The following is a 26,683-nucleotide window of genomic DNA, read 5'->3' as shown; positions in this document are numbered from 1 at the left end:
GCCCCTTAATCGATATTTGCAATCAGTTCTTCGATCATTGTTTCATTCATCGGCCCGACAATTTTGTTTTGTACCCGGCCATCCGTGTCAAGGATATAACTGGTCGGAATCGTCACTGTCTGATAGACAGATCCGATTTCGCCTTCTTTGTCCATTGGAATCGGAAATGTCAGCCCGTACTCGCTTACAAACGCTTCGACTTTATCAAGGCCCCGGTCTTCAGTCGTCAAATTGACAGCCAGGATTTCTACATTCTCCTGGCCTGCCTGCTCTTCAAAGTACTTTTGCATATGCGGCATTTCCGCCCGGCAAGGCGGGCACCAAGTGGCCCAGAAATTTAAAATCACTTTCTTCCCTTGGTAGTCGGAAAGTTTTACCGCTTTGCCATCCAAAGTGGTCAGTTCAAAATCGGGAGCTACTTCCCCTTTGGCCAATCCTTCCTTCGTGGCCAAAAAATCAACATCGCTGCCTAAAGCAATATTATCAAATTCAGTTGTATTTTCAATGTTATTTTTCACAATGCCGGCTACGACAATGCTGATCATTGCAGCAATCACCAGCAAGCCAATCCACTTTTTCGACATCCCTCATTCACCTCGTTCATCCTTCATCATACGATAAAACACAATCATTATGCCACTGCTGCAGAGATTTAATCATGGCTTTTATGTGAAAGTGGTTCTTGTTGATCCGAACAAAAAACAGCCGGCATCATAAGCGATGCCGGCTGAAAAGATAATCCCGCTTTAGCGGTCAGCGGAAGATGAATCCTCCGCTGATTGAGATTTGTTTTATAGAGAAATATAGTTGGCAGGGTTGACTGCGTTTGTACGCCCGCCATTCCATGGGCCTACATGAATTTCAAAATGAAGGTGGGATCCGAATGAACGGCCTGTGTTCCCCATCTTGCCGACGCTTTGCCCTTGAGTTACCGATTGCCCGACTCCTACACCGATTGAGCTCAAGTGAGCGTAAACCGTTGCATGTGTCTGTCCGTTGATGGAGTGGGTAAGAATGACAACATTCCCATATCCGCCCATTGAACCGGCATAAGACACAAATCCGCCTGCGGCTGCCATAACGTTTGTTCCGACGCTATTGGCGATGTCCACGCCTTGGTGGAATTCCTGTCCGGCGCCTATATCACGCCAGCCAAATTTCGATGTATACCGTCCGGAAGTCGGACGGATAAAGTTTGAACTCACTACTTGCTTAACAGCAGGAGCTGAGTAAGTGGAAGCCTGTTTAGGCGCTGGTGCCGGTACTGAAGCTGCTGAAGAGCTGGACGATGCTGAAGCTTTTGCTTTTGCACTTGCTGCTGCAGCTTCTGCTGCTGCTCTTTCTTCAACCGCTTGGCGTGCCGCTGCTTCTGCAGCGGCTTTTTCCTGTGCCGCTCTTTCAGCTGCCAGTTTGCGCTGGCGTTCTTCTTCCGCTTTGCGTGCGAGTTCAGCCAAACGTTCTTGTTCAGCCATAATTTGCTGTTCCAATTGAGCAGTTACGTCAATTGCTTCTTCGCGCTGTTGGACCATATTCGCCTTTTCAGAGGCTAAACGGTTTTGTTCCGCCTGAAGGTCTTTAACAAGGCCAGCTTGCTGCGCTTTCTGGCTATCAAGGGAAGCTTTCAGCTTTCCAAGCTCGGCGCGGCGATTTTCCTGCTCTGCCAATTTGGTTTCCACTTCGGCTTTTTGCTTTGCAAGAAGCTCTTTGTCTGCGGCTTGTTCGCGCATGATTTCACGGTCTGCATCGATCAATGTATTAACTGCTGAAAAACGGTCGATAAAATCAACAAAGCTGTTTGCTCCTAGCAATACATCTATGTAATCAACAGATCCGCCGCTCAATTGAATCGCACGTGCGCGTTCCTGGAGCAAAGCGGTTCTTTCATCAATTTTGCGCTGCAGTTCTTCAATCGAAGCCCGCAATTCTTCTATTTCACCTTTTGTTTGTTCAATATCGCCTTCAACACTTGCAATTTTCGCTTTTGTTTCATCGATTTTTGCATTCAGTTCGTTGATTTGCGCCATGATTTTTTCTAGAGTGGATTGATTTTCAGCCATTTCGTTGTTTTTCTGGCTAATGCCGGAATTCAATTCACTTTGTTGCTGTTGTGCTTCCTGCTTTTTTTGTTCAAGTTCACTTAGCTTATCTGCACTAGCAGTCGGTACTAAAACCGACAATGCTAATACAGAAGATAAACCAGTCAACATCCATTTCGACTTTGGCTTCGACGTCAAGTTCGTGTTCCCCTTTCGGATTTACGTTCTTATCTATCTCTAGTTCTGTGTTTTGGATTCTTGTTGTCTGTTCTCAGCGATCTTAAACGCGCAAGAATTTCCGGATGGACATAAAGCTGCCCCAAATACCGATGAAGACACCCATTACTAAGATCAATGCACTCACTTGGTAAACAAGTGGAGTGAAATCCAGTATCTGGACAAGTTCGCCGCTTAATTTCGGCTGAGTAAATTCAGTAATATTATAATACAATGCAGCAACTAAACCGATTGGAATGATGGAACCCAATAAGCCGAGCCACATGCCTTCCAATATAAATGGAATGCGGACAAACCAGTTTGTCGCGCCCACTAATTTCATGATTTCGATTTCACGCCGTCTCGCTACAATCGTGATACGGATTGTGTTTGAAATAAGGAACATCGCCGTAAACAGCAATGCAAGGATTAAAACCAATCCTACATTCCGGCCTGTATTCAAAAACTCGAACAGCTTTTGAATTTTGCCTTCTCCATATTCCACATCTTGAATATTTCCGATTTTCGCTATTTCCGCAGCAACGTTCTCTGTTTGCTGTGGGTCACTCGCTTTCACATAAAAAACATCGAACAAGGGATTGCTTTGTTCGAATAAGCTCAGCTCGTCCCCAAAATCAAGGACCAAGTCTGTTAACTCTTCTTCTTTAGTGGAAAAATCGACTGATTCAACCCCTGGCATATCCGTAATAATTCTTTCTATATGCTTAGTTCCTGTTTCATCCGCTTCGAGAGAAACAAAAACTTTGATTTCAACATCATTTTCTAAATCCTCGGCCACTTTGTTCAAGTTCATCATGATCATTACGAACACGCCGACAAGCAGCAATGTCACCGTTACAGCACTGACGGATGCAAATGTCATCCAGCCGTTGCGCCCTAAACTCTTTAAACTTTCACGAAAATGGCGCGCTAATGTTCTAGGCTTCATAGCCGTAGTCACCTCCGGCCACATCACGTACAATTAATCCGCCTTCAATGGCAATAACCCGATGTCTCAACGTATTAACAATCTCCCGGTTATGTGTTGCCATTAAAATGGTTGTTCCGCTTGCGTTGATTTGTTCAAACAGATTCATAATATCCAGCGACGTTTCAGGATCCAAGTTCCCCGTTGGCTCATCGGCAATGACCACTTTCGGACGGTTGACGATTGAGCGGGCAATTGATACCCGTTGCTGTTCTCCACCCGACAACTCCGTCGGGAACATTCTTGCTTTATGCTTCAATCCCACCATATCGAGCACCTTCATAACGCGCTCACGGATTTTGGAAGGAGATTCTTCAATAACTTCAAGAGCAAATGCTACGTTTTCATAGACATTTAGTCTCGGCAGCAATTTGAAATCTTGGAATACTACACCGATTTGCCGGCGAAGCAACGGTACTTTTTTGTTTTTTAATGTAGCAATATCAATGCCGTCCACTAGCATTTGGCCTGAGGTCGGACGTTCTTCGCGATACATCATTTTGATGAAAGTCGACTTCCCTGCTCCACTCGGACCTACTACATATACGAATTCGCCTTGCTCGATTTCAACGTTCATTCCGTTGAGAGCAACGATGCCATTCGGATATTTTTTGTAGACATTCTTCATTTGAATCATTTAATAACCACCTATATTAATTGAGTTTCCCTAAGCTGATATTCATCTTCAAAAATTCCGGCATGCTCATTATAACATCCTAAACCTATTTTTTTATTACATTTATGTATCAATTGAGTGGTGTTGATGAAATATAATGTTATACAGGCATAAAGTTTTTGCCGTTTCTTCTATTTGTTAAAAATAAGGTATTTTAGACTAATTCATATTGTAAATGGATGCTTAAAAAGCAAAAAAGCAATAAAAAAACCGGCTAAATTAGCCGGTTTACTTTTTCTCTGACAACCATTTTGCTACAGCATCTGCCTCTTCACCTTCAATTATATCGGGCGGCATAGCTCCCTGGCCGTTGTCAATAACGCCTCTGATTTCCTCTTCAGACAAACGAGAACCAACATCATTCAAAGCTGGGAAGTTGCCCGCACCTTCCAGATTTTCACCATGGCAGGAAATACAGTTTTGCTGAACAACCTGCTCAGGATCGATTGAAGTTTCTGATCCGCTGCTATCAGGTGAATCTGCAGGCGGTTCTGCTGCTTCGTCTCCGCCGCCTCCACATGCGCCCAGTACTAATGCAGAACCGAACAATAACGCCATTAATTGCTTTTTCACGTATGGTCCCTCCTCACCTATTTTTGATACATAGTAAAGTATACCAAAGTTACGCCCTTTTAAAACCTTCCCCTAATACTTCCGCTGCATCCGAAACAATTACAAACGCCGAAGAGTCTACGGTTTTGACCAATTGCTTTAGACGGGTGAACTCAGTTTGGTGGACCACCACCATAATAATCGGCTTTTCGGTTTCAGTATATCCGCCGGTCGCGGTCAATTTTGTGACGCCGCGGTCGATTTCCTCATAAATCGCATCACGCATTTCGACCTGTTTATTGGTGATGATGTAAATCAATTTTGAACGGCCAAAGCCAACTTGTACCAGATCAATCGTTTTGGTCGTCAAATACAAGCCGATCAATGCATACAAACCTTTTTCAATATCAAAGACAATGGCGGCGGCAAGAACAATCATGCCGTCAATCAATGCTACACTCGTCCCTAAAGTAAAGCCGGTGTATTTCGTAATGATCTGGGCAGCGAGATCTGTCCCACCGGTCGAAGCTTGCCCTCTGAATACAATGCCGATGCCGGTCCCGACTCCAATGCCGCCGAATATGGCGCCGAGAAGCGGGTTGAGCGTCCAGGGTTCCCAGTTGGCGGTCAGGTAAACCACAAACGGCAAAAAGATGGTGCCGACAGCTGTCTTAATCCCGAAGTTCTTGCCGAGCAATATGATGCCTGCGATAAACAAAGGGATATTAAAAGCCCATTGGACGAAAGCCGGCGTCCACCCAAACAAGCCTTTTAAAATCGTACTGATTCCGCTGACGCCGCCGGAAGCTACTTCGTTCGGCAATAAAAACACGTTAAATGCGATTGCCACAATGGCCGATCCAATGAGAATGCTGATGTAATCCGCTACTAAGTTGAGATAGGGATGCGGCTCTTGCCGGTTGCGCTGTTTTCTTTTGTTCATCATCTAATTCCTCTTTCCTTCGAATGTTCACTTGAATCCTGTCAGAGTATAACAGACGGCCAAAGAGTTGTGAACTTCATCTGAATAAAGCGAAAAGCTGTGCCACTTGCCGATGTTTCGACAAATGGCACAGCTTTTGCACTTCTGTAAAGTGAAACCAAGTAGGGCCTGGCTCAGGTTTTTGCTTAAAAGAAGTCTTTATTGCATTTTTGAACGGAGCAGCGAGTTGATAAAGCCATCAATATCGCCGTCCATCACAGCCTGCAAGTTGCCTGTTTCATAATTGGTGCGGTGGTCTTTAACCATTGAATAAGGATGGAAAACATATGAACGGATCTGGCTTCCCCAGCCAATCTCTTTTTGCTCACCACGGATTTCAAGAAGCTGGGCTTCCTGCTCTTGAATTTTCAGCGCATACAATTTCGCTTTCAGCATTTGCATCGCTTTTTCACGGTTTTTGATTTGCGAACGTTCCTGCTGGCATGTTACCACAGCTCCCGTCGGAAGGTGGGTAATGCGGACAGCGGAGTCTGTTGTATTGATGTGCTGCCCGCCGGCGCCGCTTGCCCGGTAGGTATCAATTTTCAAATCTTCCGTGCGGATGTCAATTTCAATTTCTCCGGTAAATTCCGGCATAACTTCACACGAAACGAATGAGGTATGGCGGCGCCCTGAAGAATCGAACGGTGAAATGCGCACGAGGCGATGAACCCCTTTTTCCGCCTTTAAATATCCATATGCATTATGGCCTTTGATGCCAAGTGTCACTGATTTCACGCCCGCTTCGTCTCCGGCAAGGTAATCCAATGTTTCCACTTTGAATCCGCGCTTTTCAGCCCAGCGTGTGTACATGCGCAAAAGCATGGAACACCAATCCTGCGACTCGGTTCCGCCGGCTCCAGGATGCAGTTCCAAAATCGCATTGTTTTTATCATATGGCTCGCTAAGCAGCATGGTAAGTTCGTAGTCGCTAAGCTCCGACATAAAAGTTTTCATCTCAGAATCGATTTCTTCGTGCAATTCTTCGTCGTTTTCTTCACGGAGCAATTCCAGGGTCATTTCCAAGTTTTCCTGCGTCTCCATAAAACGGTGATACGTATTGACGATTTCTTTTAAGCCGTTCAATTCACTGATAACCGTTTGCGCCGAATCCTGGTCGTTCCAGAATGTTGGGTCAAGCATCATTTCGTCCAGTTCCTGAATCCGTGCCTCTTTGTTTTCTAAGTCAAAGAGACCCCCTAAAGTCCGCCAGCTTACTGGCTGATTTGTCGAGCTCGTTGCGGATGTCTGCTAATTCCATCATGATATGTTTCCTCCTCAAAATAACACCGAAGAGCAGTATGCTCTTCGGTCTTTGTGTTTCCTATCTGTTCAGCTGCTGCCGGCCCTTAAACCTTTGCAGTTACGCCGTGGCAGTTTTTGAATTTTTTGCCGCTGCCGCAAGGGCAAGGGTCGTTGCGGCCCACTGTCATTTCTTTGCGGACAGGCTCTTTTTTCTTTTTCGGAGCCGGACCATCCTCTTTCGGATTGACAGCCTGGCCTTTCGCCACTTCTTCGCGTTCCAAGTTATTGCGGATTTCCGCTTTCATGGCATATTTGGCAACATCGTCTTCAATAGCCTGGACCATGTCTTCAAACATCGCAAATCCTTCATTCTGGTATTCGCGAAGCGGATCATTTTGTGCATATGCACGCAAGTGAACACCTTGGCGAAGCTGATCCATGGCATCGATATGGTCAATCCATTTTGTATCGATTGAACGCAGCAAAACAACTTTCTCAAACTCGCGCATGCGGTCCGGCGTCATTTCCTGTTCTTTTTCATCATAGCGTTTAACCGCTTCTGCTTTGATGAAATCGATTAATTCTTCCTGCGTTTTCCCTTCAAGATCTGCCAGGGAAATTGCATCTTCAGGAAGCAGGTTCGCTCCGATGACATCCACAAGTGTTTTCAAATGCCAATCTTCGGGTTTTTCCTCAGAAGTATGGGAATAAACCATGCGTTCGATTGAACCGTTAATCATATTTTCCACTAACGCACGCATATTGTCTGTCTCCAGAACTTCCATACGCTCTTTGTAAATGATTTCACGCTGCTGGCGCAGTACGTCATCATATTGCAATAAGCGTTTCCGGGCATCAAAGTTATTGCCTTCCACGCGTTTTTGTGCGGATTCGACCGAACGCGTCACCATTTTAGACTGCAATGGCTGCGAATCGTCCATGCCGAGTTTCCCCATCATCGCACGCATCGAATCCGATCCGAAACGGCGCATTAAATCATCTTCAAGAGATAGATAGAATTGTGTAACGCCGGGGTCTCCCTGGCGCCCTGAACGTCCGCGGAGCTGATTGTCAATCCGGCGGGATTCATGGCGTTCTGTACCCAATACTGCCAAACCGCCGGCTTCCACGACACCTTCGCCAAGCTTGATGTCAGTTCCGCGCCCTGCCATGTTTGTCGCGATTGTAACTGCGCCTTTTTGGCCGGCATTCAAAATGATTTCAGCTTCATGGGCATGATTTTTTGCGTTCAATACGGAATGCTTGATACCTTTTTTAGACAAGTAATCGGAAATGATTTCAGATGTCTCAATTGCAACCGTACCGACTAAAACCGGCTGCCCTTTGCTATGGCGCTCGGCAATATCATCGGCCACCGCTTTGTACTTTCCGGCAATGGAAGCATAAATCAAATCTACCCGGTCATCACGGATGATCGGTTTGTTTGTCGGAATGGCAATAACATTCATATTGTAAATATTCCGGAACTCTTCTTCTTCCGTTTTTGCTGTACCGGTCATGCCGGAAAGCTTTTCGTACATCCGGAAGAAATTCTGGAACGTAATCGTCGCCATTGTCATCGACTCGTTTTGGACCTCTAGGCCTTCTTTCGCTTCGATTGCCTGGTGAAGCCCGTCCGAATAGCGGCGGCCTTTCATCAAGCGGCCAGTAAACTGGTCAACGATGATAACTTCTTCATCCTGCACCACATAATCCACGTCTTTGTGCATCGTTACATGCGCTTTTAACGATTGGTTGATTGCATGATTTAGGCGAACGTGTTTGATATCGAACAGATTGTCGATGCCGAACGCTTTTTCGACTTTTTCAATGCCATCTTCCGTCAGCACGACGCCTTTAGTTGTTTCATCGTACGCATAATCCACATCTTTCATCAACAGACGCGCAAAGGCATTAGCCTGCACATAAAGCTGGGCTGCTTTTGCTGCTTGCCCTGAAATGATAAGAGGTGTTCGGGCTTCATCGATTAAAATCGAGTCGACTTCATCGATAACGGCAAAATTCAGCGGACGCTGAACCATTTCTTCTTTGTACAGCACCATATTGTCGCGCAAATAATCGAATCCGAGTTCATTGTTTGTGCTGTACGTAATATCGGCAACATACGCTTCGCGTTTTTCTTCTTTAGACAAGCTGTTTAAGTTCAATCCGACTGTGAGGCCAAGCCATTCAAACAGTTGGCCCATTTCAGTTGCGTCGCGGCTTGCCAAGTATTCGTTGACCGTCACGACATGGACGCCTTTTTTCGAAATGGCGTTTAAGTATACGGCCATTGTAGAAGTTAAGGTTTTCCCTTCACCAGTCTTCATCTCAGAGATATTGCCTTCGTGCAAAGCGGCAGCCCCCATGATCTGTACGCGGAAAGGATACATCCCAAGAACACGTTTCGAAGCTTCCCGGATTGTAGCAAAAGCTTCCGGCAGCAAATCATCCAATGATTCACCGTTAGCGTGCCGCTCTACAAATTGCTGCGTTCTTGCTTTTAACGCATCATCTGAAAGCGCAGCGTATTCAGCAGCCAGCGCTTCCACTCCATCAGCTGTTTTTTCTAATCTTTTTAAATCCCGTTTATTCGGGTCAAATACCTTATTTAATACTCCAAGCATGTATAACCGCTCCCTGCGTAGTGTCCAAAAGCCTTTTAACAGCTTTTGAATCGCTTTTGCTATTTATTTTAGCTCTAAGTCTTTTTGAATCCTGCAACAACTGCTTTTCAATCCATGGCAAAAATTCTCATTATTCATTTTAACATTGCTGGTAACACGGTGCAAATAAAGAGAAGCTTTGCACGCCTGCATTTCCCTCTCTTTTTGCCGCCTTTGGAAAGCTTTGCAGCCCCTTTGGAAATTCAAGAGCCCGCTTAGCCAAGGCATTCGTTTAGGCAGATGAATCGTTTCCTTAATTATGTATGATTTTCAGGCAAAAGAAAAGCCTCTCGATTAAGAGAGGCTTTGGATTATTCTACGCTGGTTTCAATCAGGCCGTATGAACCGTCTTTTCGTTTGTAAACGATGTTGGTGCCGTTCGATTCTGCATCGGTAAAAACAAAGAAATTATGCCCAAGCATATTCATTTGCAGTACCGCTTCTTCTTCATCCATCGGCTTCAAATCGAATTGCTTGGTGCGCACGATTTTGATGTCATCATCTTCACTATATTCATCATCGGCATCCCCAGTATCGTAAGCAGGATTTGGCACTTGGTCTACTGCGGCAAACGCCATTCCAATGCCTTCACGATCACGGAATTTCCGGTTGATCTTCGTTTTATATTTACGGATTTGCCGTTCCAGTTTCCCAACGATCAAATCGACTGCTGCATATAATTCATCATGTCGTTCTTCCGCACGCAAAACAAGATTTTTCATAGGAATCGTTACTTCCACTTTTGTTTGGCTATGGTTAATCGCCTTTAAATTGACCATTGCGGTTGCGTTCGTTCCTTCTGGAAAGTACCGTTCGATTTTATCGACTTTCTTTTCGATAAACTCACGGATTGCGGGAGTTACTTCAATGTTATCGCCTTTGATATTAAATTGTAGCATACTAACTCCTCCTTCTTTTGTACCTGCTATTACATTTCTATATCTTCCCTTATCTCTCCTGCTTAAAACGCTAAAAGTTTTGAGTTTATGAAATTCAGGTAAAGAAAGTGACAAGGAGATGAAGAAAATGTTAACCCATAAAACAGTTATTGTCACCGGTGCGGCACAAGGCATCGGACGCAGCATCGCCCAACACTTTAAAAACGAAGGAGCACGCGTCATTGGACTGGATATTGAGAAAGTGGACATTGAAGGCGTGGAGTACCGGAAATGCGACGTCGGGAATTTCGAAGAAGTCATCCAAGTTTTTTCCGGCATCCATAAAGACTACGGCGCTATTCATATTCTCATTAACAATGCCGGATTATCAGAATTCAAATCGATTTGGGAAGTCGACGAACAAGAATGGGACCGCATTCTTAACACCAATTTAAAAAGCGTCTTTATCTGCAGCCGGGAGGCAGCCAGATATATGTCTGAAGACATCCGGGCAATTGTCAATATGGCTTCTACCCGTGCATTTATGTCAGAGCCGAATACCGAAACGTACTCGGCTTCAAAAGGCGGCATTTATGCTTTGACCCATTCACTCGCTGCCACATTAAGCGAAAAAGGCATACGGGTCAATGCCATTGCACCTGGTTGGATCCATACCGGTTCTGAGGAATTGCGCGACATTGACCACTCCCAGCATTGGAGCGGCCGAGTCGGCAAAGGCGATGACATCGCACGGGCTTGCCTGTTTCTATGCGACCCGAGGAATTCATTTATCACAGGCGAATGCATAAACATCGACGGCGGCATGACCAAAAAAATGATTTATGAGCACTAGAAATGCGGAAATGGCCGTATAGATTCGAAAGGCATAAGGCGAACCGGCGAAGCGGTGTGTTTTCAACCGCACAGCCGGTTTGACTTATGACCCGAGAATCTGGCCATTGCAGCTGGACACTAGAAAAGCGAAAGCGCCTGTCCAGCCCCGACAAGCGCTTCGGCTTTGAAAGCCATGGCGCTTTTCAGCCATGGCTTCAAAGCCGAAGCGACTCGAGGGGCTAGGCGCTGCAGCTGGACAAGAAATGCGGAAATGGCCGTTTTGATTCGAAAGGCATAAGGCGAACCGGCGAAGCGGTGTGTTTTCAACCGCACAGCCGGGTTGACTTATGACCCGAGAATCTGGCCATTGCAGCTGGACACCAGAAAAGCGGAAGCTCTTGGTCAGTTCTAGGCAAATGCCGGAGGACCGTTTGAATAAGAGAAAAGCCTGCCAAGTCCGGCAGGCTTTAACTAATGGATATTCCAGCTTTAATTTCTTCTGCAATCAGCATTTCCTTCACCGGATCTGCAAACCACTTCACTCCGTAAATCCAACCATTTGGAATTGCAGCCTTCCACACCAATTCTCCACTAGCAGCAATATTCTCGTGATTGATTTTGAAAAAGAACTTAACAGCCACTGTCCCTAAGGGCAATTCATATTCAGAAAAAATTTTGGCTCCTCCTGGGGAAACATCCAGAAGCAAACCAAAGATTCGGCGTTGAACTTCATTTTCCCGCTGAATTTCCATACGGATTTCAGGCGGTTTTCCAAAACTGTGGCGATAACTTTCCATTCGATTGGGAAACATGGGACCGCTCTCCTTATCATAGTAAACTTTTGGGCTAGCCCCGAATCAATGTCCATATGCGTATTTCCTCTGCTCCAGCATCTTTCAAGGTTTTTGCAGCCTGGCGCAATGTTGTTCCGGTCGTATAAAGATCATCGATTAAGAGAATTTTCTTCGGCACGGCTTCACCGTTCCAAGCAAATAAATTTTCAACAGCCATTCGTTCTTTTTTGGTCTTGGTGCCTTGTGTGGAGTTGCTTTTAATAAGGAAATGCCGATAATTTATTTCCGCAGCATCCAGCAGCCGGTCTACTTGCGGAAAGGTCCGTTCCATTAATTTGCTTGCATGCATCGGGATAGGTACAACTACGCCTCTTGGTTTTCGTAGTGACCGCTTCACCTCTTCAGCAAATACTCTTGAGAGCTCGACGTCCTGCAAAAATTTGTAGCGATGCAAGAAAGTCTTCATAGCTTCATTGTACTGATATAAGCCTATGCCTGCATCGATACATCCCCGGTATTCTGTAGTTTCCCAATAGCTGCAGTCTGTACATAATGTGCTTCCAGGCAGTCCACAAATTCCGCACCTCGGCTCTTTGATTTCAGCGAATTCCGCTTTGCACTTTTTGCACACTGGTTCTTCCCGGTTCCGTAATAAGAGTCCTTGCCATGTCGGGCTGTAGACAATAGTTGAATCACAGAGCAAGCATTTCATGATCGGCTCCTCGCATTGTAGGAAATAATCCGATTTCTGGCTTTATCCATTTCTCTTGCAATGCCATTGTGAAAAAACACTACATCCCCTCCTGGCTGCTCACTCGACCTTCCTGCTCGCCCAGCAATTTGAATCAGGGCCGAAGCATCAAATATCCGGTCGTCTGCTCCGACTACAGCCACTTGGACGTTCGGAATGGTGATTCCACGCTCCAGAATGGTTGAAGTCAACAAACCTGCAACTTCGCCATTGCGCAGCTTCATCACTTTTTCTTTTCGCTGTGGATCTTGGGAGTGCACTGCTTCAATGCTTGGATCTAATTTCTGAAAAAGCGCAATGCTATGGTCAATCAGTTCAATGGTTGGCAAAAACAACAAAAAAGGTTCTTTTTTTCTTATCTTGTCTGTTACCCAGTCGGCTAATTTTTTAGGGATTTTGTTTTTCAACAAGCTTTTTTTATAGTTCCAGAGCGGCTTAAAGCTTGGTACAGGCAAATCTTGCCCGTGAAAACGCCTGAAGATTTCGGAGCGTTCGGGAACCTTTTTCAGCAGCCGTTCCGAAGGAGTGGCCGAAACATAAACGACTGGTGCCGTTTCTTTTTTCGCTTTTATAACCGCCCTTTCGAGGGATGCATCATATGAATATGGAAATGCATCCGCTTCGTCGATAATCATCACATCGAACGCATCCTGAAAACGATAAAGCTGATGGGTGGTGGCAATGACAATGTCTGCGAATCCCTCTTCGTATGGAGCTCCGCCATATAAAGTATGGATCCTTGTATCGGGAAAGGCATTTTTAATGCGGGGCGACAATTCCAGTACGACATCCGTCCGCGGAGCGGCAATGCACACACGAAGCCCTTTTTGCAGCGCTTTAAAAATAGGCACAAACAATAATTCTGTTTTTCCGGCTCCACATACGGCGTATACGAGATGGGAATGATTTTGTTCCAGGCTCTTTGAAACTTTGATGGATGCACGTTCTTGAAGGTTGGTAAGGGTGCCTGTCCAGGCGAATGAATGATTTTTCTGAGGAGGTTGGGTTGGGTGCTTCCAAGTTATGAGCTCTGTGCAGGAACTGATGCGGCCCATGTTGATGCAATGCCGGCAGTAATAACACGCTTCTTCACATTTGGAGCAGTAAAATGAAATGATTTTTTGTGGGGAGTTTTCCAGGCAACGGGCACAAACACGGTCTTTTCCAATGCCTTTGCTGACAGCAATCAAGCCGCCGGAAATGTATTCATCAATCAAGTCTTTTGAAAAAGGGGTGAAATTCAGCAGCCAAATTCGGCCGGTCAAAAATTCCTCCAATTCTTTCATCTGCATCTTCCTTCCGAGAAGCCGGAGGCCTGGATTGGTTATTTCTTTACCCAACCCAAACCCATCGACCCTTCTCCTAAATGTGTACCGATAACTGGTCCAAAATACGAAATTGTGAAATCGACGTTGGGACATAAAACTTCAAGTTCTTCCCGCCATTTTTTTGCTTCTTCCGGCCGATTTGCATGGATAATAGCGGCTTCGATGGCGGCTCCGGACGCTGCATCTTCTTGAAGCATGCCCGCAATGCGGTTCATCGCTTTTTTTCTAGTCCGGATTTTTTCAAACGGAACAATCATTTTGTTTTCAAAATGCAAAAGCGGTTTAATTTGAAGCATTCCGCCGACGATAGCTTGGGCATTGGATAGCCTTCCGCCTCTGCTTAAATGCTTTAAATCTTCAACCATGAAATAAGAGCGCATGTTTTTTTTCATCTTCTGGAGCTCATCCATGATGGTGGCAGCATCCGCTCCCGCTTTTGCCATATCTGCAGCTCTCAGAGCATAGAATCCTTGCATGTAACACGAAACTTCCGAATCAAAGCTGTGCACACTTGCTTCTTCCACCAGTTCATTGGCCTGCTGCGAACCTTGGAAAGTCCCACTAATGCCGCTTGATAAATGGATTGAAACTATTTCGTCATGCTCCTGCGCCAATTCCGTGTATAAATTTACGAATTCTCCAAGTGGCGGCTGTGAGGTTTTCGGAAATTCTTCTTTTGCTTTTTTATAAAATTCATCTACATGCAAATTTTCCTCTTCTGCAAAAGATTCGTTCTTAAAAGTCACTTGAAGCGGAATCATGTGGATGTTTTTTTCTTTCCGGAGTTCTTCCGGCAAATACGCTGTGCTATCCGTTACAATTGCTGTTTTCATATTAAATCAGCCTCCATTGCCAGTTTACCAAAAAGAAAACTCAATAGACATATAAAAAAACTTCCTGGAAAAATTCCCAGAAAGTTTCTCTCCATGCATTTTTTCAACCTAACCTTTTAAGCTTAGGCCAGCTCCAGGACTAGGAGGGTTTTCATTGGTTGCCGATAAAGTGCAAGCTGCTGACACGCCATTCATTTCCCTCTTTTTGAAAGACGACCACTTGGCGTCCCGATTGCTCAGTGGCTTTCTCGGAATTCGGATCTTTCACAGTCACAATGTTTGTCGCATATACTTCAGCTCTATTTTCTTCATACTTCACGATGGTTTCATCGCTCGTTTTGTAAGTTGTATCATAAGCTGCAAAAGTTTCTTCCAATGCTTTTCGGTCTTCTTCCCGGTCAAAGCCTTCAGGATTTTCCGAAATGACGTTCATGTACCGCTCCAAGTCTTCCGCATTAAAAGCATCAATATATTCCTGGTAAGCCGCTAGAATGGCAGCCCCCTCTTCTGCAGGTACTTCCGCTTCTATAACTTTCCCATCGTCTCCCAAGGTGAAGCCGACTTCCTTATCTTCGATGCCATGGTCAACCGCATTATTTTCATTCGCTGAATTCCCATCATCCGCTGTATTCTGGTTTCCAGTTGCATCGTCTGAATTCGAACATGCAGCCAGCATAAGCAATAGGGCTAGAACAATCATTATTTTTTTCATTACGCATACCTCCTGCGGTTCATTTTGACATAGGGCTTCATTAAATACAATGAAGAAACTGTGTCGAATTCTTTTCATCAAAAAAGGCTTGCAGCAAGCTGCAAGCCTTTTTTAGAGTGATTTACTCATCTTACTTCCACCCAGCCGTTTTTAATCGCTGTGACAACCGCTTGGGTGCGGTCATTCACTTGCATTTTTTGTAAAATGCTGGAAACATGGTTTTTAACCGTTTTTTCAGAGATGAACAATGTTTCTCCGATTACCCGGTTGCTTTGGCCATCCGTCAATAATTGAAGGACTTCGCTTTCACGTTTTGTCAGCAAATGGTAAGGGCGGCGGATTTCCGTTTGGTGGAACGATCCCTTGTTTTCGCGTTCGCTTAATCTGCGGAACTCCATTACCAGATTGCGGGTCACTTTCGGATGCAGGTACGAGCCGCCTTTTGCCACGACTTTGATGGCTTGGATGATCGCTTCTGCGTCCATTTCTTTTAACATGTAGCCAAGCGCTCCAGTTTTCAAAGCATGGGTAACATACGATTCATCATCATGGATTGACAGCATAATGACTTTTGCATCCGGGTACTTCTCCATTAATTCACCCGTTGCTTCTACGCCATTTTTCTGCGGCATGTTAATATCCATTAATACCACATCGGGGCGGTGCTCTTCATATAATTTCGTCACTTCTGTGCCGTCTCCGCCTTCTGCGACAACTTCGAACGAATCTTCAAAGTCAAGAATTCGTTTTACCCCTTCGCGGAATAGCTGGTGATCATCGATAATAATAATTTTCGTCATTATGTCGTCCTCCTCAAATACCTTATCTTATCCATCTGTTTTCAACGGGATTTGAAACATCAACACTGTTCCGTTCCCCAGAGATGAGTTTATGTAAAAATCGCCGTCTACTAAATCAATGCGTTCTTTCATTCCGATCAAGCCGAATGATTGGTTCTTTACAATGCTTTGGTCGAACCCTGAGCCGTTGTCTTTCACTACCAGGGTAACATGGTCTTTTAGCCATTCCACTTTCACTTCTATGGATGAAGCTTTTCCATGCCGGATGGCATTGGAAACGGCTTCCTGCACCAATCTGAAAATCGACGTTTCGTAATTTCCAGGCAGCCTGACTTCTTTTCCGCTTGTATGAAACAGCAGCCGAGTTCCCTGGTTGTAATCTTCGATTGTTTCCAGGTATTTTTTCAGCGTCGGCACAAGGCCCAGATCATCAAGCGCCATCGGACGCAAGTCGTAAATAATTCTTCTGACTTCAGTAAGTGCATCCCGGACCATTTCTTTCAACGAAGATATTTCCTTAAAAGCCGGTTCCGGTCCTTTTTCCCGGTAAGTTCTTTCGATCAAGTCTGAGCGCAGCAGTACATTTGCCATCATTTGGGCGGGCCCGTCATGAATTTCGCGGGACAGCCGTTTACGCTCTTCTTCTTGCGCTTCAATAATCCGAAGGCTATAATCTTGCTTTAGCTTCACGCTGTCAATCGCTTCGCCAATCTCATGGTGGTCAGAACCCAAATAATTGATGGTGATATTCAATCGGTTGACCAGATGCTCGGCCCGTTCAATCGTCTGAAGCAATGCCTGCAGCCTGCGCTGCAGCCGATCCCTTTTTTGGCGGTACTGTTTTTCTTCCGACCGGTTAACCGACAATTGAACTTGAAGTTCATTAGCCTGTTCGTAGGCCTGCCTCACCTGGCTTTCGGAGAATGAATTAAAAGACTTAGATACTTCAGCAAGGCGCCTGCGGGCCGCCCGGGTCTTTTCTTCCAAAGAATCCCCGGTTTTGATTACCCGGGTAATATTCGTTCGCACATCTTCAAGTTCATCTTTCATATCTTCATAACTTTGGCGACTTTTTTCACTGATGACAAAAATATCCTGCTTAGAACTTTCCATTTTTTCAAGCACATCATCAAAAATGGAATTTAAGGCTTTAACATCGAATTTTTTAGCCATTTTAAACCCGCCTTAGCTATACTTAACTGTGTATTTAGGAAATTTCCTTGCACCTTTATGCCTGTTACAGCTTACACAAGTATACCACTTTGTAAGCAACGGCGTATTAAAAACACATTACAAATTGTCTGATTACATTCTACACTAGGGGGAGTCAAAATGCGAGAAAATTACAAAACTATCGGCGAATTAACAGAATGTGAAATTATTATACAAAAATCACGTTTTATCGGCTATGCGAAGCGGGCTGAAACTGAAAAAGAGGCTTTGGAATTTATCGAATCGATTAAAGCAAAACACCGCTCCGCCAATCATAATTGCTCTGCCTATTTAATAGGAAAACACGATTCGATCCAAAAAGCGAATGATGACGGTGAACCAAGCGGCACTGCCGGTTTTCCTATGTTGGAAGTTTTAAAAAAACAAGGATTAAAAGATACAGTTGTTGTTGTTACCCGCTATTTTGGCGGCATTAAACTGGGAGGCGGCGGCTTAATCCGGGCATACGGCAAAGCGACGACAGAAGCAATTGCAGCATCGGGCGTGGTTGAACGCAGGCTTCATTTTTTAATGAAGGTAATAATCGATTACAACTGGCTCGGGAAAATGGAAAACGAAGTCCGGAATTCTGACTACCCCTTAAAAGACATTCAGTATATGGACGGAGTCGCGCTACTGATCTATGTACCAAGAGATAAAAAAGATGATTTTACCGGCTGGATCAACGAAATGACGAATGGGCAAGCTAGGATTGAGAGCTTGGAAAGCGAATTTCTGGAATTTAAAATCGGTTAATCATTTTCATTTACGGATTTCCTGTCTCACTGTATAATAGACAGAACCAAAGTAACTATGTACGAAAGTCCTACAAAATTCACTTATACATTTGAAAGTTTGGATGAAGCCAATTGACTATTCGGTTAGCCCATTCCGAAATAGAGGAGCTATAACCATGAATCGTAAAAAACACCGGAAAACCAAGTCGAGAAGGTTGGCCATTAAAATTGCTGCTATAATGATTGTTTCGGTACTTATTTGCGGCTCGGCTTTTGGAATCTATTTATTGAAAAAAGCAGAGTTGGCGGCCGACCGGTCGTTTGAAACAGCGGGCGACCGTGAAATGTCTGATTTGCGGGATGAACAAGTAGAACCGCTGCACGATAATGTGTCTATTTTATTCATCGGTGTAGATGATAGTGAAAAACGAGATCAAGACACGGACAATATCAGATCGGACGCATTGGTTCTTGCTACTTTAAACAATGCGGATAAATCGATTAAATTAGTGAGTATTCCTCGTGATACGTATACCTACATTCCCGATGCAGGACATGAAGATAAAATTACACACGCTTATGCCTTTAATGGCCCGAGTTCAGCAATTGAAAGTGTTGAAGAACTCTTAAATGTTCCCGTCGATTATTATGTCCGGATGAATTTCGATGCATTTATCGATGTAGTGGACGCACTTGATGGCATTGAAGTGAATGTTCCGTATGATTTAAAGGAACAGGATGAATTCGATAAAAAAGATGCAATTGTTTTGGAGCAGGGCTATCAGACTTTGAATGGCAGCGAAGCACTAGCACTTGCCAGAACCCGCCATTATGATAACGATATCGAGCGCGGAAAACGGCAGCAGATGATCATTGAAAGCATCATGAACAAAATATTGTCTGCTTCTTCTTTTTCTAAATACGATAATGTAATCGAAGCAATCGGCGATAATATGAAAACCGATTTGACTTTTAAAGACATGCAGTCATTTTTCAATTATGCTAAAGGCGGCAAACCGGATGTAGATACATTGACGTTGGATGGCTACGATGATATGAGCACCGGCGTTTATTATTGGCAGCTTGATGATGAATCATTAACAGAAGTGCAGGACATTCTGAAAAGCCATTTAGGGCTGCAGCCTGATACTTCTACATTGTCAGACAGCAGTGAAACAGACATTGCCGATTTAACACCAGATGAAAATGAAACTGAATAAACCGCAGTGCTGCTGCGGTTTTTATTGTGCGCAAAAATAAAAGGATCGAACGTTAAGCAGTACGCTTTTCGTTCGATCCTTTTATTTTCCAAAAAACTTCACAAAATTGATGAGCGGACGGTAATTCTTCCCTGCTAAGCCCACCACTTCCACAAACAATTCAATTGCAACGAGCATTACACTGATAAGCAAAATTCCACCCCATAGTGTTGCTTGGGAGAACAACAGTGCTGCAAGCCCGAACAAAGCCGCTATTCCGTAAATAATCAGGACGGTCTGGCGATGTGAAAACCCAATGTTCAACAGGCAATGATGCAAGTGTGATTTGTCAGCTGCTGATATCGACTGTTTCTCACGCACTCTCCGGACGATAGCAAAAAACGTATCCGAGATTGGAACGCCCAGCATAATGATCGGAATGATCAACGCTACCACGGTTACGTTTTTGAAACCCATGAGAGCGAGCACCGAAATCATAAATCCTAAGAACAAAGCTCCAGTGTCGCCCATGAATATTTTGGCCGGATGGAAATTATAAAATAAGAATCCTAAAGAACTTGCAGCAAGTATTGCCGCTGAAGCCAGTACAAAAGGGTCTCCCATAATAAAGGCCATAATAGCCAAAGTGACTAAAGCGATTGTCGATACGCCTGCTGCCAAACCATCAAGTCCATCAATCAAATTAATGGCATTGGTAATTCCGATAATCCAGATAATGGTCAACGGAATACTGAAGTAACCAAAATCCAATTCGCCGCCAAATGGCAAATTGATGTAGGAAATTTCCAGCCCTCCGCCGATTACAACAATCGCAGCAGCAATAAATTGCCCAAGCAATTTAGATTTAGCTGTTATTTCATACATGTCATCTAAAAATCCGGTAGCCGTAATAAGCAATGCCCCAATCAAAATCGCTGTTGAGATCGGGATAAACGCCGGTTCTACAGCATTGGAAATTGATTCTTCGGGCAAGAAGATAAAGTAGCCGATTATAAAAGAACCGAATATGGCTAAACCGCCTAAACGCGGCATAATTCTCGCATGAACTTTTCGATAATTGGGACGGTCAACCGCTCCTATCCGAAACGCCAACCGTTTAACAATCGGAGTCAGAACTATTGAAGCAATAAATGCTATAACCAAAGTTAGGTAAAGCATGTCTTTCCTCCTTATGACTTTTAAGTCTATAAATATATCCATGATAATAATAGCATGCTCGCCAAAAAAAGCATACATTTGTATGAAAATTTCCCGTTACAGCATAAGACGCAGTTCGGACTTGAAAGGTTGCAACCGTTTTAAAACGATTGCCCGCCAAATGATTTCATGCTCTTTTTCTAAGTATTCCCACTTCACAGCTTTCTAATCTCCGTGTACTGCCCTTCAATCAAAACCCGCCTTATCCTAGTGCAAATATTATTTTAACCTTCCTTGCCTTTTTTCTGACAGCTTAGATAAGGTTAAAATCATTTCAAAATGAATTTAAGCATAAAAGCCGCAACATTAAAAAATGGCATGAGGCTTTCTTGTTCTTGCCGGTAATTTAATGGAATGAATATAAATAAAAAATATTTGGACTGTCTGACTTAATAACATACATATTCCTATGAAAATCTTAAAAAAGTGTTATAATATAACTATAGATTGAATATTAAAACAATTCTAGTTTAGGGGTGTAAACCAAAATGAATGGCAATCTGGAATTTTATGCAAGATTGACTGAATGGACGCCATGGGATGAAGCTGCTGTTTTAAAAATGCAGTACGAAAAACGCGCAACTTTGGCTAAATCTATCACTTGTGTAGGATTACTTGTTGACTTGTCTATGGACCAGCATTTTGAAGTGCGAAAAGGCGTAGCGGAAAATCCGCATACCCCACTGACTACTTTAAAGCGATTAGCAGAACAGGATTTTTGCAGCAGCGTACAGGATGCTGCAAAAGACACTCTAGCCGCACTTATATAATTTACTTCCGAAACCTTCCGGCACTATTCCGGAAGGTTTTGCGATCTTTCCGGATGTTTAACTTTCTTCCTAACGGCTATACAGATAGTAAGACATTAAAACAGGAGGTTTTTGGATGAGCAACAGCGAAAGTATGTCTGATAAGTTAAAAGGCGCAGTAAACAAAGGCAAAGGCGAAATGAAAGATCAAGTCGGCAATGCTACTGGAGACCATAAAAAACAGGCAGAAGGCAAAATGGATAAAGCGAAAGGCGATCTTCAAGACAAGATCGGCGATTTAAAAAAGGATAATAAGTAATTTATGAAGGAAGAATCCAGCTGCACTAGCAGCCGGATTTTTTTGTTTTAATTAAAGTTTTCTAAAATTCAGGATATCAGGTATAATATGTTCTTGCGCATATTGATTTAAAAAGGAGTATTACGATGCAAAAGAGAACGCTTTCTTTGAGTGAATCCATCACGGTAGGGTTGATGCTTTTTGCACTTTTCCTAGGAGCCGGCAATATCATTTTCCCTCCCTACCTTGGCCAATTGGCAGGCGACAATATTGTGCCTGCTATTATCGGTTTTTTATTGACGGGGGTCGGACTTCCGCTTCTGGGCATTTTGGCGATTGCAAAAGCCGGCGGAGATCTACAAACGATTGCAGGCCGGGTCCATCCCGTATTTGGCATTATTTTTACTTCTATCGTTTATTTAGCAATTGGTCCGTTTTTCGGGATACCTCGTACAGCAACCGTATCATTTGAAATCGGAATAGCGCCTTTCCTTTCTTCAACTGCCAACTCGTCATTTTGGTCGTTATTTATTTTTACTATTATATTTTTTACCATTACCGTTTTATTTTCTATAAACCCATCCAAGCTCGTTGACCGCATTGGTAAAATATTGACGCCTATATTAATTCTGGTGATCGGATTATTGGCAGTGAAAAGCTTGCTTACTCCCATGGGCGAAATTAATAAACCTATCGGAAATTATAAAACAGATGCTTTTTTTGAAAGCTTTCTGCAAGGTTACTTAACGATGGACGCGATTGCTGCCCTTGTTTTCGGCATTGTCATTATCGAAGCCATTCGCTCAAAAGGAGTCGAAGACAAAAACAGCATCCTTAAAACGACTGCTTTTGCCGGCTTTATTGCTGCTGCAGGATTAGGGCTAGTGTACTTGTCTTTGAGTTACATAGGTGTAACCAGCGTCGATGCCGTCGGCTTGCAAGACAACGGCGGAGACATCATCGCCATGGCATCACGTGTTTTGTACGGTGAAATGGGCGGCCTTATTATTGCCGCCGCCATTCTTTTTGCATGCCTAAGCACTTCCATCGGCTTAGTGGCTGCTACCGCTCAGTTTTCACATAAAATTTTCCCGCGGCTTTCTTACTTAACTTATGTGTTCATTTACGCCGGCTTCAGTACGATTATAGCCAATGCCGGGTTGACTCAGCTAATTGCTATTTCCCTCCCGGTCCTATTGGCAATTTATCCAATAGCCATCGTTCTTGTTGTCTTGTCGTTCTTTGACCACAGTTTTGACCGGAAGCCTTACGTTTATGCACTTGCTCTTTCCTTAACTGCAATCATCAGTATATTTGACGGCCTCCGTTCTGCGGGGATTTCCTTTAACGGCATTGATCGGGCATTTCAATTCCTTCCTTTGCACGCACAAGGAATTGGCTGGATTGTACCGGCCATCGCCGGAACATTGATCGGCATCGTAATTGCACGACTGGACAAGCGCAACAATTAAAAACAGCCTCCGCAATGGAGGCTGTTTTTCGTTTAAAATAACTTAGGCGTCGGTGGAGTGCCCGGTTTTTTATCTGCTTCATCATGAAGCGATCTTCCATCTCTCGGGTTTCGCGGTTCCTCAAAATTGTCGTCGCGATCCGCCAGTAAATGCTCTTCTTCGGAGTCACGCCCAAATGGCGCCGGTCCCAAGTTGGGATCTACTCCTGGAGATTGATCATCCTGTCTTCTGTGGACCCCATCGTCAGAATTGATGATGTCCTGCCCCGTATCGGCTCCTAGACCCGGCTCGTGTTCCATCAGTTTTTCTTCTGGATTGCTTTCGTCAGCAGTTCTATTGCCGGTCGTCGGGTGGATGCTGTCTCCTTTTAATCGGGAATCCTGAGCTTTACCACCATTGCTAGGATGGCCATATTGCTCTTCACGAGAAGTTTCTGTTGTATAGATTTCATCGGAACGGATGCCTGTCGTTCCAAGATCAGTGCCAACTACGTCTTTATCGTGGATTTTTTCATCCCGATGTCTCCGGTCATCCCGCTCGATATCGCGTCCAAAAGGCGCCATTGCAGTATTGCGTTTTGCTTCATCGCTGTCGACTGTGCGGGTATCGTCGCCAAACGAAGAATAATTGTCCTGTTCTCTCGATGAACCGCTTTCTGTATAAAGCAAGATTGCCCCATTTTCAAGACTTTCCTGGTACAGGTCAATATCGCGCTGTTCCAGATCCATTTGTTTTAGCTCTTCCCGAACGGAGTCTTTGCCCGTAAAGAAAGTTTTGAATTTGTTTCCAATAGATCCGGTTTCATGAGTCTGCAGTTCATGGCGGTCATCAACTGCACCAAGTACCGAATCGTCATCTACCAATACATGAATATCGCTTTCCCGGTAGCCTCGCATTTTCAATTCTTCCACTTTGCTCAGCATTTCTTCTTGACTGTATACTAATATAAAATCTCGATTTCTTGAATTCATCTTTTCAGCCTCCTGTTAATCGATTTAATATATGTCTACCCTTAGCCTCGGAAAGCTGAAACCTCTCATTTCAGATCCAAAGAAGTTCCTTTCAACTATGTATTACCATTCAATCGGATTCTTCCCAAGACGTCAGATGTTTATTTGCAAGCTGAATGTCCATAAAGAAACCTTTGCCTGGATAAATTGGCAAAGGTTTCTTGTTTTTTTATTAAAAATACATTACTGTTTTCTTTAAAGCATTATATTTATTTCTTTTTGTCATGCTCCGGCTGAGTGGTAAAGGAAATGTGGTTTTCCTCTTTCATTAACAGCGGATCATGCTGAAAGGATTCTCCCCGATCAAATCGGTCTTGAGGATCATCAAATGTATTATCTACCGAATTTACATATTCGTTTGTTGAAGCTTGAACCGGGTTGCCATCCCGATCCCGGAAATGGCTTTCTTCGATTACTTCATCAATGCCTTTACGGCCGCCATGGACATAGAGAAGAATGCCGCCTTTGTCGATTTCATCGGAATACCGCTTCGTTTCTTCATCTGAAAGATCCAATGACTTCACTCCGCCTCCATTATCGCTGCCGGAGAAAATGCCTTTAAATTTTTCTTTGAACGAACCGGCGTCTTCGGTTTCGACATCTGTCTGATGTTCAATTCGATCAAACTGATCCATATCTTTTGCCATGACATGAATTTCACTTTCATCATACCCTTGCTGCTTTAAATCGCTGATTTTATTTAATAAATCATTTTCTGCGTAGACGACTGCAAGTACTTTTTTTTCATAGCCCATGTGCTAACCTCCAAGGATTAAAGTATTTTTCTATCTTTACCCTATATCAAAGAAGCTTTAAACTTACATTAGCTTTCAGTAGTTGCTAATGCCGGCCTTTTAAATAAAACAGCTTCTATAGTAACTGATCAGTTGTGGAAAAGAAGCAATCAAATTTTTCACTAAATGCTTTTACATTATAATTATTTCCCTTCTAGGTATAATTTACCTTATATTTTTATTTATAAAATAGGACTTAAAAAGGCAGTATATTTCGAATATTGGTGCTATCATGAGGATTACAGATGAGTTACGTTAAATCACAAGTTGTGGAGGCGGATATTATAGTACTTAACAATCTTTCAACTTTCTATTTCTCAGAAACCGCTGCGAAGTTGGAAAAGAACTCTCCTACATGGATGACCGATATAATGCCCATTCAAATGGAAAGGAGAGAATCAATGAATACAGGTTTGCGCCTCAAATACCACCGGCTGAAAAAAAGAATCAGCCTAGAAGAAACCGCTTCAGGGATTCTCTCATCGAGAGAATTAAAAAAAATAGAGTCGGGCCTTAAAGAACCGGCTTTGCGTGATCTAGAAGCATTATGCAAAAAGCTTGAAATTTCTTTGGCACCTAAAGAAAATCCGATTGGCCAAGTATTGGTCAAAAACTTCAAAACTTCATTGCTCCATCCACAAAACAAAGGAAAAATCATGGAACAGTATGCCGATATCCATGACCATCCCTTGTTGTTTGTAAACGAGGATATTGAGTTAGAGTACAACATCCAGCAAATCCGCTATTTTATTATTACAGGAGATTTGGACAGTGCAGAAGAAAAGTTGAAGGAAATGGATCGCTTTAAGGAATTTATGAACCAGGAGCAGTTTTATCTGTTTCATAAGTATAAAGGGAATTATCATTACATTTTAAATGATTTTGAAACAGCACTAAAAACATATCAAATGGCCGAAAAAATAGCTCCTAACGGCTCTAGTTCTTCAGAAAAAGGAGACTTGTTCTATTCTATCGGAATTACAGCTACACAATGTTGGGAAACAGAATTAGCTTTTCAATATACAGAAATGGCTCTCAAAATTTATCAACAAGAATTCATTCCTAAGAGAATCGTTGAATGCCATATCAATATGGGAATTACTCATAATAGATTAGGCAATTATAAGATATCTATAGAACACTACCAAAATGCTTCGACAATTGGACGAAAACTTGAGATTGAGATTTTAAAGTTTACTACGGAATATAACCTCGGCTATAACTATTTCCTTAATCAGCAGTATGAATTAGCAAAAGAACATATGGAAACTGCTTTAACTTTCATTCCTCCTGAATATATCGCTGATAGTCTATTAAGTTATTGCGTAATTATTATGTCAGATTTAGAACTAGATAATATGGAGTCAGCAAAAAAATGGGGAGAAAAAGGTGTTACACTCATAAAATCTAAAAACTTAAATTTAGATTCCCCTACTAACCAGGCCTTTAAAGAATCTTATATACAATTTATGTGTTTAATTCACTTATTAAACAATAACTTTAAAGAGTTCGAAGACTTAACACTGTTTTATTTAATTCCAAGTTTAGAGACTCACAAAAACTTTTATGAACTGGGATATTTTTATAGTCAGCTGGGTAATGTATACTACAAACAAGCCCTTTATGAAAAATCTGCAGAATATTACAGAAACTCTCAAAGAGCTTACAAAAATTTAATAAGAAAAAGCTGAGGAGTGAAGGTA

Annotated in this window: 27 protein-coding genes; 7 read left to right on the top strand and 20 right to left on the bottom strand. The window is 43.3% G+C overall.

What is annotated here, in order from left to right:
* Window positions 1-5: 5 nt before the first annotated feature.
* The 9 genes from BLQ32_RS15990 to hpf all read right to left on the bottom strand — a co-directional run bounded on the left by BLQ32_RS15990 (window position 6) and on the right by hpf (window position 10,260).
* A complete protein-coding gene (locus BLQ32_RS15990; protein WP_074511085.1) occupies window positions 6-584 on the bottom strand; it encodes a TlpA family protein disulfide reductase in 579 nt (192 codons plus the stop codon).
* A 207-nt stretch (window positions 585-791) separates the two neighbouring features.
* Window positions 792-2,207: a murein hydrolase activator EnvC family protein gene (locus BLQ32_RS15985; protein WP_074511107.1), complete on the bottom strand. Its 1,416-nt coding sequence runs from the start codon at window positions 2,205-2,207 to the stop codon at window positions 792-794.
* A 109-nt stretch (window positions 2,208-2,316) separates the two neighbouring features.
* Window positions 2,317-3,201 carry a permease-like cell division protein FtsX gene (ftsX, locus tag BLQ32_RS15980; RefSeq protein ID WP_036804361.1) on the bottom strand — a complete coding sequence of 295 codons (885 nt, stop codon included), beginning with the start codon at window positions 3,199-3,201 and terminating at the stop codon, window positions 2,317-2,319.
* Window positions 3,191-3,877, bottom strand: a complete 687-nt coding sequence (gene ftsE, locus BLQ32_RS15975; RefSeq protein WP_036804363.1) for a cell division ATP-binding protein FtsE — start codon at window positions 3,875-3,877, stop codon at window positions 3,191-3,193. The genes ftsX and ftsE overlap by 11 nt, the downstream gene beginning before the upstream one ends.
* Window positions 3,878-4,144: 267 nt before the next feature.
* A complete protein-coding gene (gene cccB / locus BLQ32_RS15970; protein ID WP_036804365.1) occupies window positions 4,145-4,489 on the bottom strand; it encodes a cytochrome c551 in 345 nt (114 codons plus the stop codon).
* A gap of 49 nt (window positions 4,490-4,538) precedes the next feature.
* Window positions 4,539-5,411 (bottom strand): YitT family protein, encoded by an 873-nt coding sequence (locus BLQ32_RS15965; protein WP_074511106.1) that lies wholly within the window; start codon window positions 5,409-5,411, stop codon window positions 4,539-4,541.
* A 198-nt stretch (window positions 5,412-5,609) separates the two neighbouring features.
* A protein-coding gene (gene prfB, locus BLQ32_RS15960; RefSeq protein WP_139150568.1) for a peptide chain release factor 2 occupies window positions 5,610-6,711 on the bottom strand; the annotation gives its coding sequence in 2 pieces (ribosomal slippage) (window positions 5,610-6,638 and window positions 6,640-6,711; 1,101 coding nt in all).
* A gap of 88 nt (window positions 6,712-6,799) precedes the next feature.
* The gene (gene secA, locus BLQ32_RS15955; RefSeq protein WP_074511083.1) at window positions 6,800-9,322 is read right to left on the bottom strand and encodes a preprotein translocase subunit SecA; all 2,523 of its coding nucleotides are present in this window, start codon (window positions 9,320-9,322) and stop codon (window positions 6,800-6,802) included.
* A 350-nt stretch (window positions 9,323-9,672) separates the two neighbouring features.
* Window positions 9,673-10,260 (bottom strand): ribosome hibernation-promoting factor, HPF/YfiA family, encoded by a 588-nt coding sequence (gene hpf / locus BLQ32_RS15950; protein ID WP_036804369.1) that lies wholly within the window; start codon window positions 10,258-10,260, stop codon window positions 9,673-9,675.
* Window positions 10,261-10,387: 127 nt separating this feature from the next.
* Here hpf and BLQ32_RS15945 point away from each other — a divergent pair, with 127 nt between their 5' ends.
* Window positions 10,388-11,092, top strand: a complete 705-nt coding sequence (locus tag BLQ32_RS15945) for an SDR family NAD(P)-dependent oxidoreductase (protein ID WP_074511082.1) — start codon at window positions 10,388-10,390, stop codon at window positions 11,090-11,092.
* A gap of 119 nt (window positions 11,093-11,211) precedes the next feature.
* On the opposite strand, the gene BLQ32_RS15940 is transcribed toward BLQ32_RS15945, so the two are convergent.
* The 8 genes from BLQ32_RS15940 to BLQ32_RS15905 form a co-directional block, all read right to left on the bottom strand.
* Window positions 11,212-11,406: a hypothetical protein gene (locus BLQ32_RS15940; protein WP_074511081.1), complete on the bottom strand. Its 195-nt coding sequence runs from the start codon at window positions 11,404-11,406 to the stop codon at window positions 11,212-11,214.
* Between the two features lie 134 nt (window positions 11,407-11,540).
* Complete coding sequence (locus BLQ32_RS15935; RefSeq protein ID WP_074511080.1) at window positions 11,541-11,885, bottom strand: PilZ domain-containing protein; 345 nt, start codon at window positions 11,883-11,885, stop codon at window positions 11,541-11,543.
* Window positions 11,886-11,919: 34 nt separating this feature from the next.
* A complete protein-coding gene (locus BLQ32_RS15930; RefSeq protein WP_244890378.1) occupies window positions 11,920-12,321 on the bottom strand; it encodes a ComF family protein in 402 nt (133 codons plus the stop codon).
* A gap of 254 nt (window positions 12,322-12,575) precedes the next feature.
* The gene (locus tag BLQ32_RS15925) at window positions 12,576-13,904 is read right to left on the bottom strand and encodes an ATP-dependent helicase ComFA (RefSeq protein ID WP_074511079.1); all 1,329 of its coding nucleotides are present in this window, start codon (window positions 13,902-13,904) and stop codon (window positions 12,576-12,578) included.
* 38 nt (window positions 13,905-13,942) lie between these two features.
* A complete protein-coding gene (locus tag BLQ32_RS15920) occupies window positions 13,943-14,779 on the bottom strand; it encodes a DegV family protein (RefSeq protein WP_074511078.1) in 837 nt (278 codons plus the stop codon).
* A gap of 151 nt (window positions 14,780-14,930) precedes the next feature.
* Window positions 14,931-15,491, bottom strand: a complete 561-nt coding sequence (locus BLQ32_RS15915; protein WP_074511077.1) for a YybH family protein — start codon at window positions 15,489-15,491, stop codon at window positions 14,931-14,933.
* 125 nt (window positions 15,492-15,616) lie between these two features.
* Window positions 15,617-16,291, bottom strand: coding sequence for a response regulator (locus tag BLQ32_RS15910; protein ID WP_036804383.1), 675 nt, complete (start codon window positions 16,289-16,291; stop codon window positions 15,617-15,619).
* Between the two features lie 27 nt (window positions 16,292-16,318).
* Window positions 16,319-17,464, bottom strand: coding sequence for a sensor histidine kinase (locus BLQ32_RS15905; RefSeq protein ID WP_036804385.1), 1,146 nt, complete (start codon window positions 17,462-17,464; stop codon window positions 16,319-16,321).
* Window positions 17,465-17,623: 159 nt separating this feature from the next.
* Between BLQ32_RS15905 and BLQ32_RS15900 the strand changes: the two genes are divergently transcribed.
* Together BLQ32_RS15900 and BLQ32_RS15895 are read left to right on the top strand one after the other, a co-directional pair.
* Window positions 17,624-18,259: a YigZ family protein gene (locus BLQ32_RS15900; RefSeq protein WP_074511076.1), complete on the top strand. Its 636-nt coding sequence runs from the start codon at window positions 17,624-17,626 to the stop codon at window positions 18,257-18,259.
* Between the two features lie 157 nt (window positions 18,260-18,416).
* On the top strand, window positions 18,417-19,460 hold the full coding sequence (locus BLQ32_RS15895; protein WP_083335367.1) for an LCP family protein: 1,044 nt from the start codon (window positions 18,417-18,419) through the stop codon (window positions 19,458-19,460).
* Window positions 19,461-19,541: 81 nt separating this feature from the next.
* Here the strand turns inward: BLQ32_RS15895 and BLQ32_RS15890 are convergent, their stop codons facing one another.
* Window positions 19,542-20,618, bottom strand: coding sequence for a glycosyltransferase family 4 protein (locus BLQ32_RS15890; protein ID WP_036804390.1), 1,077 nt, complete (start codon window positions 20,616-20,618; stop codon window positions 19,542-19,544).
* 527 nt (window positions 20,619-21,145) lie between these two features.
* On the opposite strand from BLQ32_RS15890, the gene BLQ32_RS15885 reads away from it, so the two are divergent.
* The 3 genes from BLQ32_RS15885 to brnQ all read left to right on the top strand — a co-directional run bounded on the left by BLQ32_RS15885 (window position 21,146) and on the right by brnQ (window position 23,176).
* A complete protein-coding gene (locus tag BLQ32_RS15885) occupies window positions 21,146-21,427 on the top strand; it encodes a hypothetical protein (protein ID WP_074511075.1) in 282 nt (93 codons plus the stop codon).
* A 115-nt stretch (window positions 21,428-21,542) separates the two neighbouring features.
* Complete coding sequence (locus BLQ32_RS15880) at window positions 21,543-21,725, top strand: CsbD family protein (RefSeq protein WP_036804396.1); 183 nt, start codon at window positions 21,543-21,545, stop codon at window positions 21,723-21,725.
* A 125-nt stretch (window positions 21,726-21,850) separates the two neighbouring features.
* On the top strand, window positions 21,851-23,176 hold the full coding sequence (brnQ, locus tag BLQ32_RS15875; protein ID WP_074511074.1) for a branched-chain amino acid transport system II carrier protein: 1,326 nt from the start codon (window positions 21,851-21,853) through the stop codon (window positions 23,174-23,176).
* A 32-nt stretch (window positions 23,177-23,208) separates the two neighbouring features.
* On the opposite strand, the gene BLQ32_RS15870 is transcribed toward brnQ, so the two are convergent.
* Both BLQ32_RS15870 and BLQ32_RS15865 read right to left on the bottom strand, forming a co-directional pair.
* Entirely contained in the window at window positions 23,209-24,147 is a 939-nt protein-coding gene (locus BLQ32_RS15870) for a YflT domain-containing protein (RefSeq protein ID WP_074511073.1), read from the bottom strand.
* A 248-nt stretch (window positions 24,148-24,395) separates the two neighbouring features.
* Window positions 24,396-24,941 carry a YflT domain-containing protein gene (locus BLQ32_RS15865; RefSeq protein WP_074511072.1) on the bottom strand — a complete coding sequence of 182 codons (546 nt, stop codon included), beginning with the start codon at window positions 24,939-24,941 and terminating at the stop codon, window positions 24,396-24,398.
* Between the two features lie 284 nt (window positions 24,942-25,225).
* Between BLQ32_RS15865 and BLQ32_RS15860 the strand changes: the two genes are divergently transcribed.
* Complete coding sequence (locus BLQ32_RS15860) at window positions 25,226-26,671, top strand: tetratricopeptide repeat protein (protein ID WP_244890377.1); 1,446 nt, start codon at window positions 25,226-25,228, stop codon at window positions 26,669-26,671.
* Window positions 26,672-26,683 lie beyond the last annotated feature (12 nt).

It is taken from the genome of Planococcus glaciei (assembly GCF_900099655.1).
GTDB lineage: Bacteria > Bacillota > Bacilli > Bacillales_A > Planococcaceae > Planococcus > Planococcus glaciei.
This window is presented reverse-complemented; position numbering and strand designations above follow the sequence as displayed.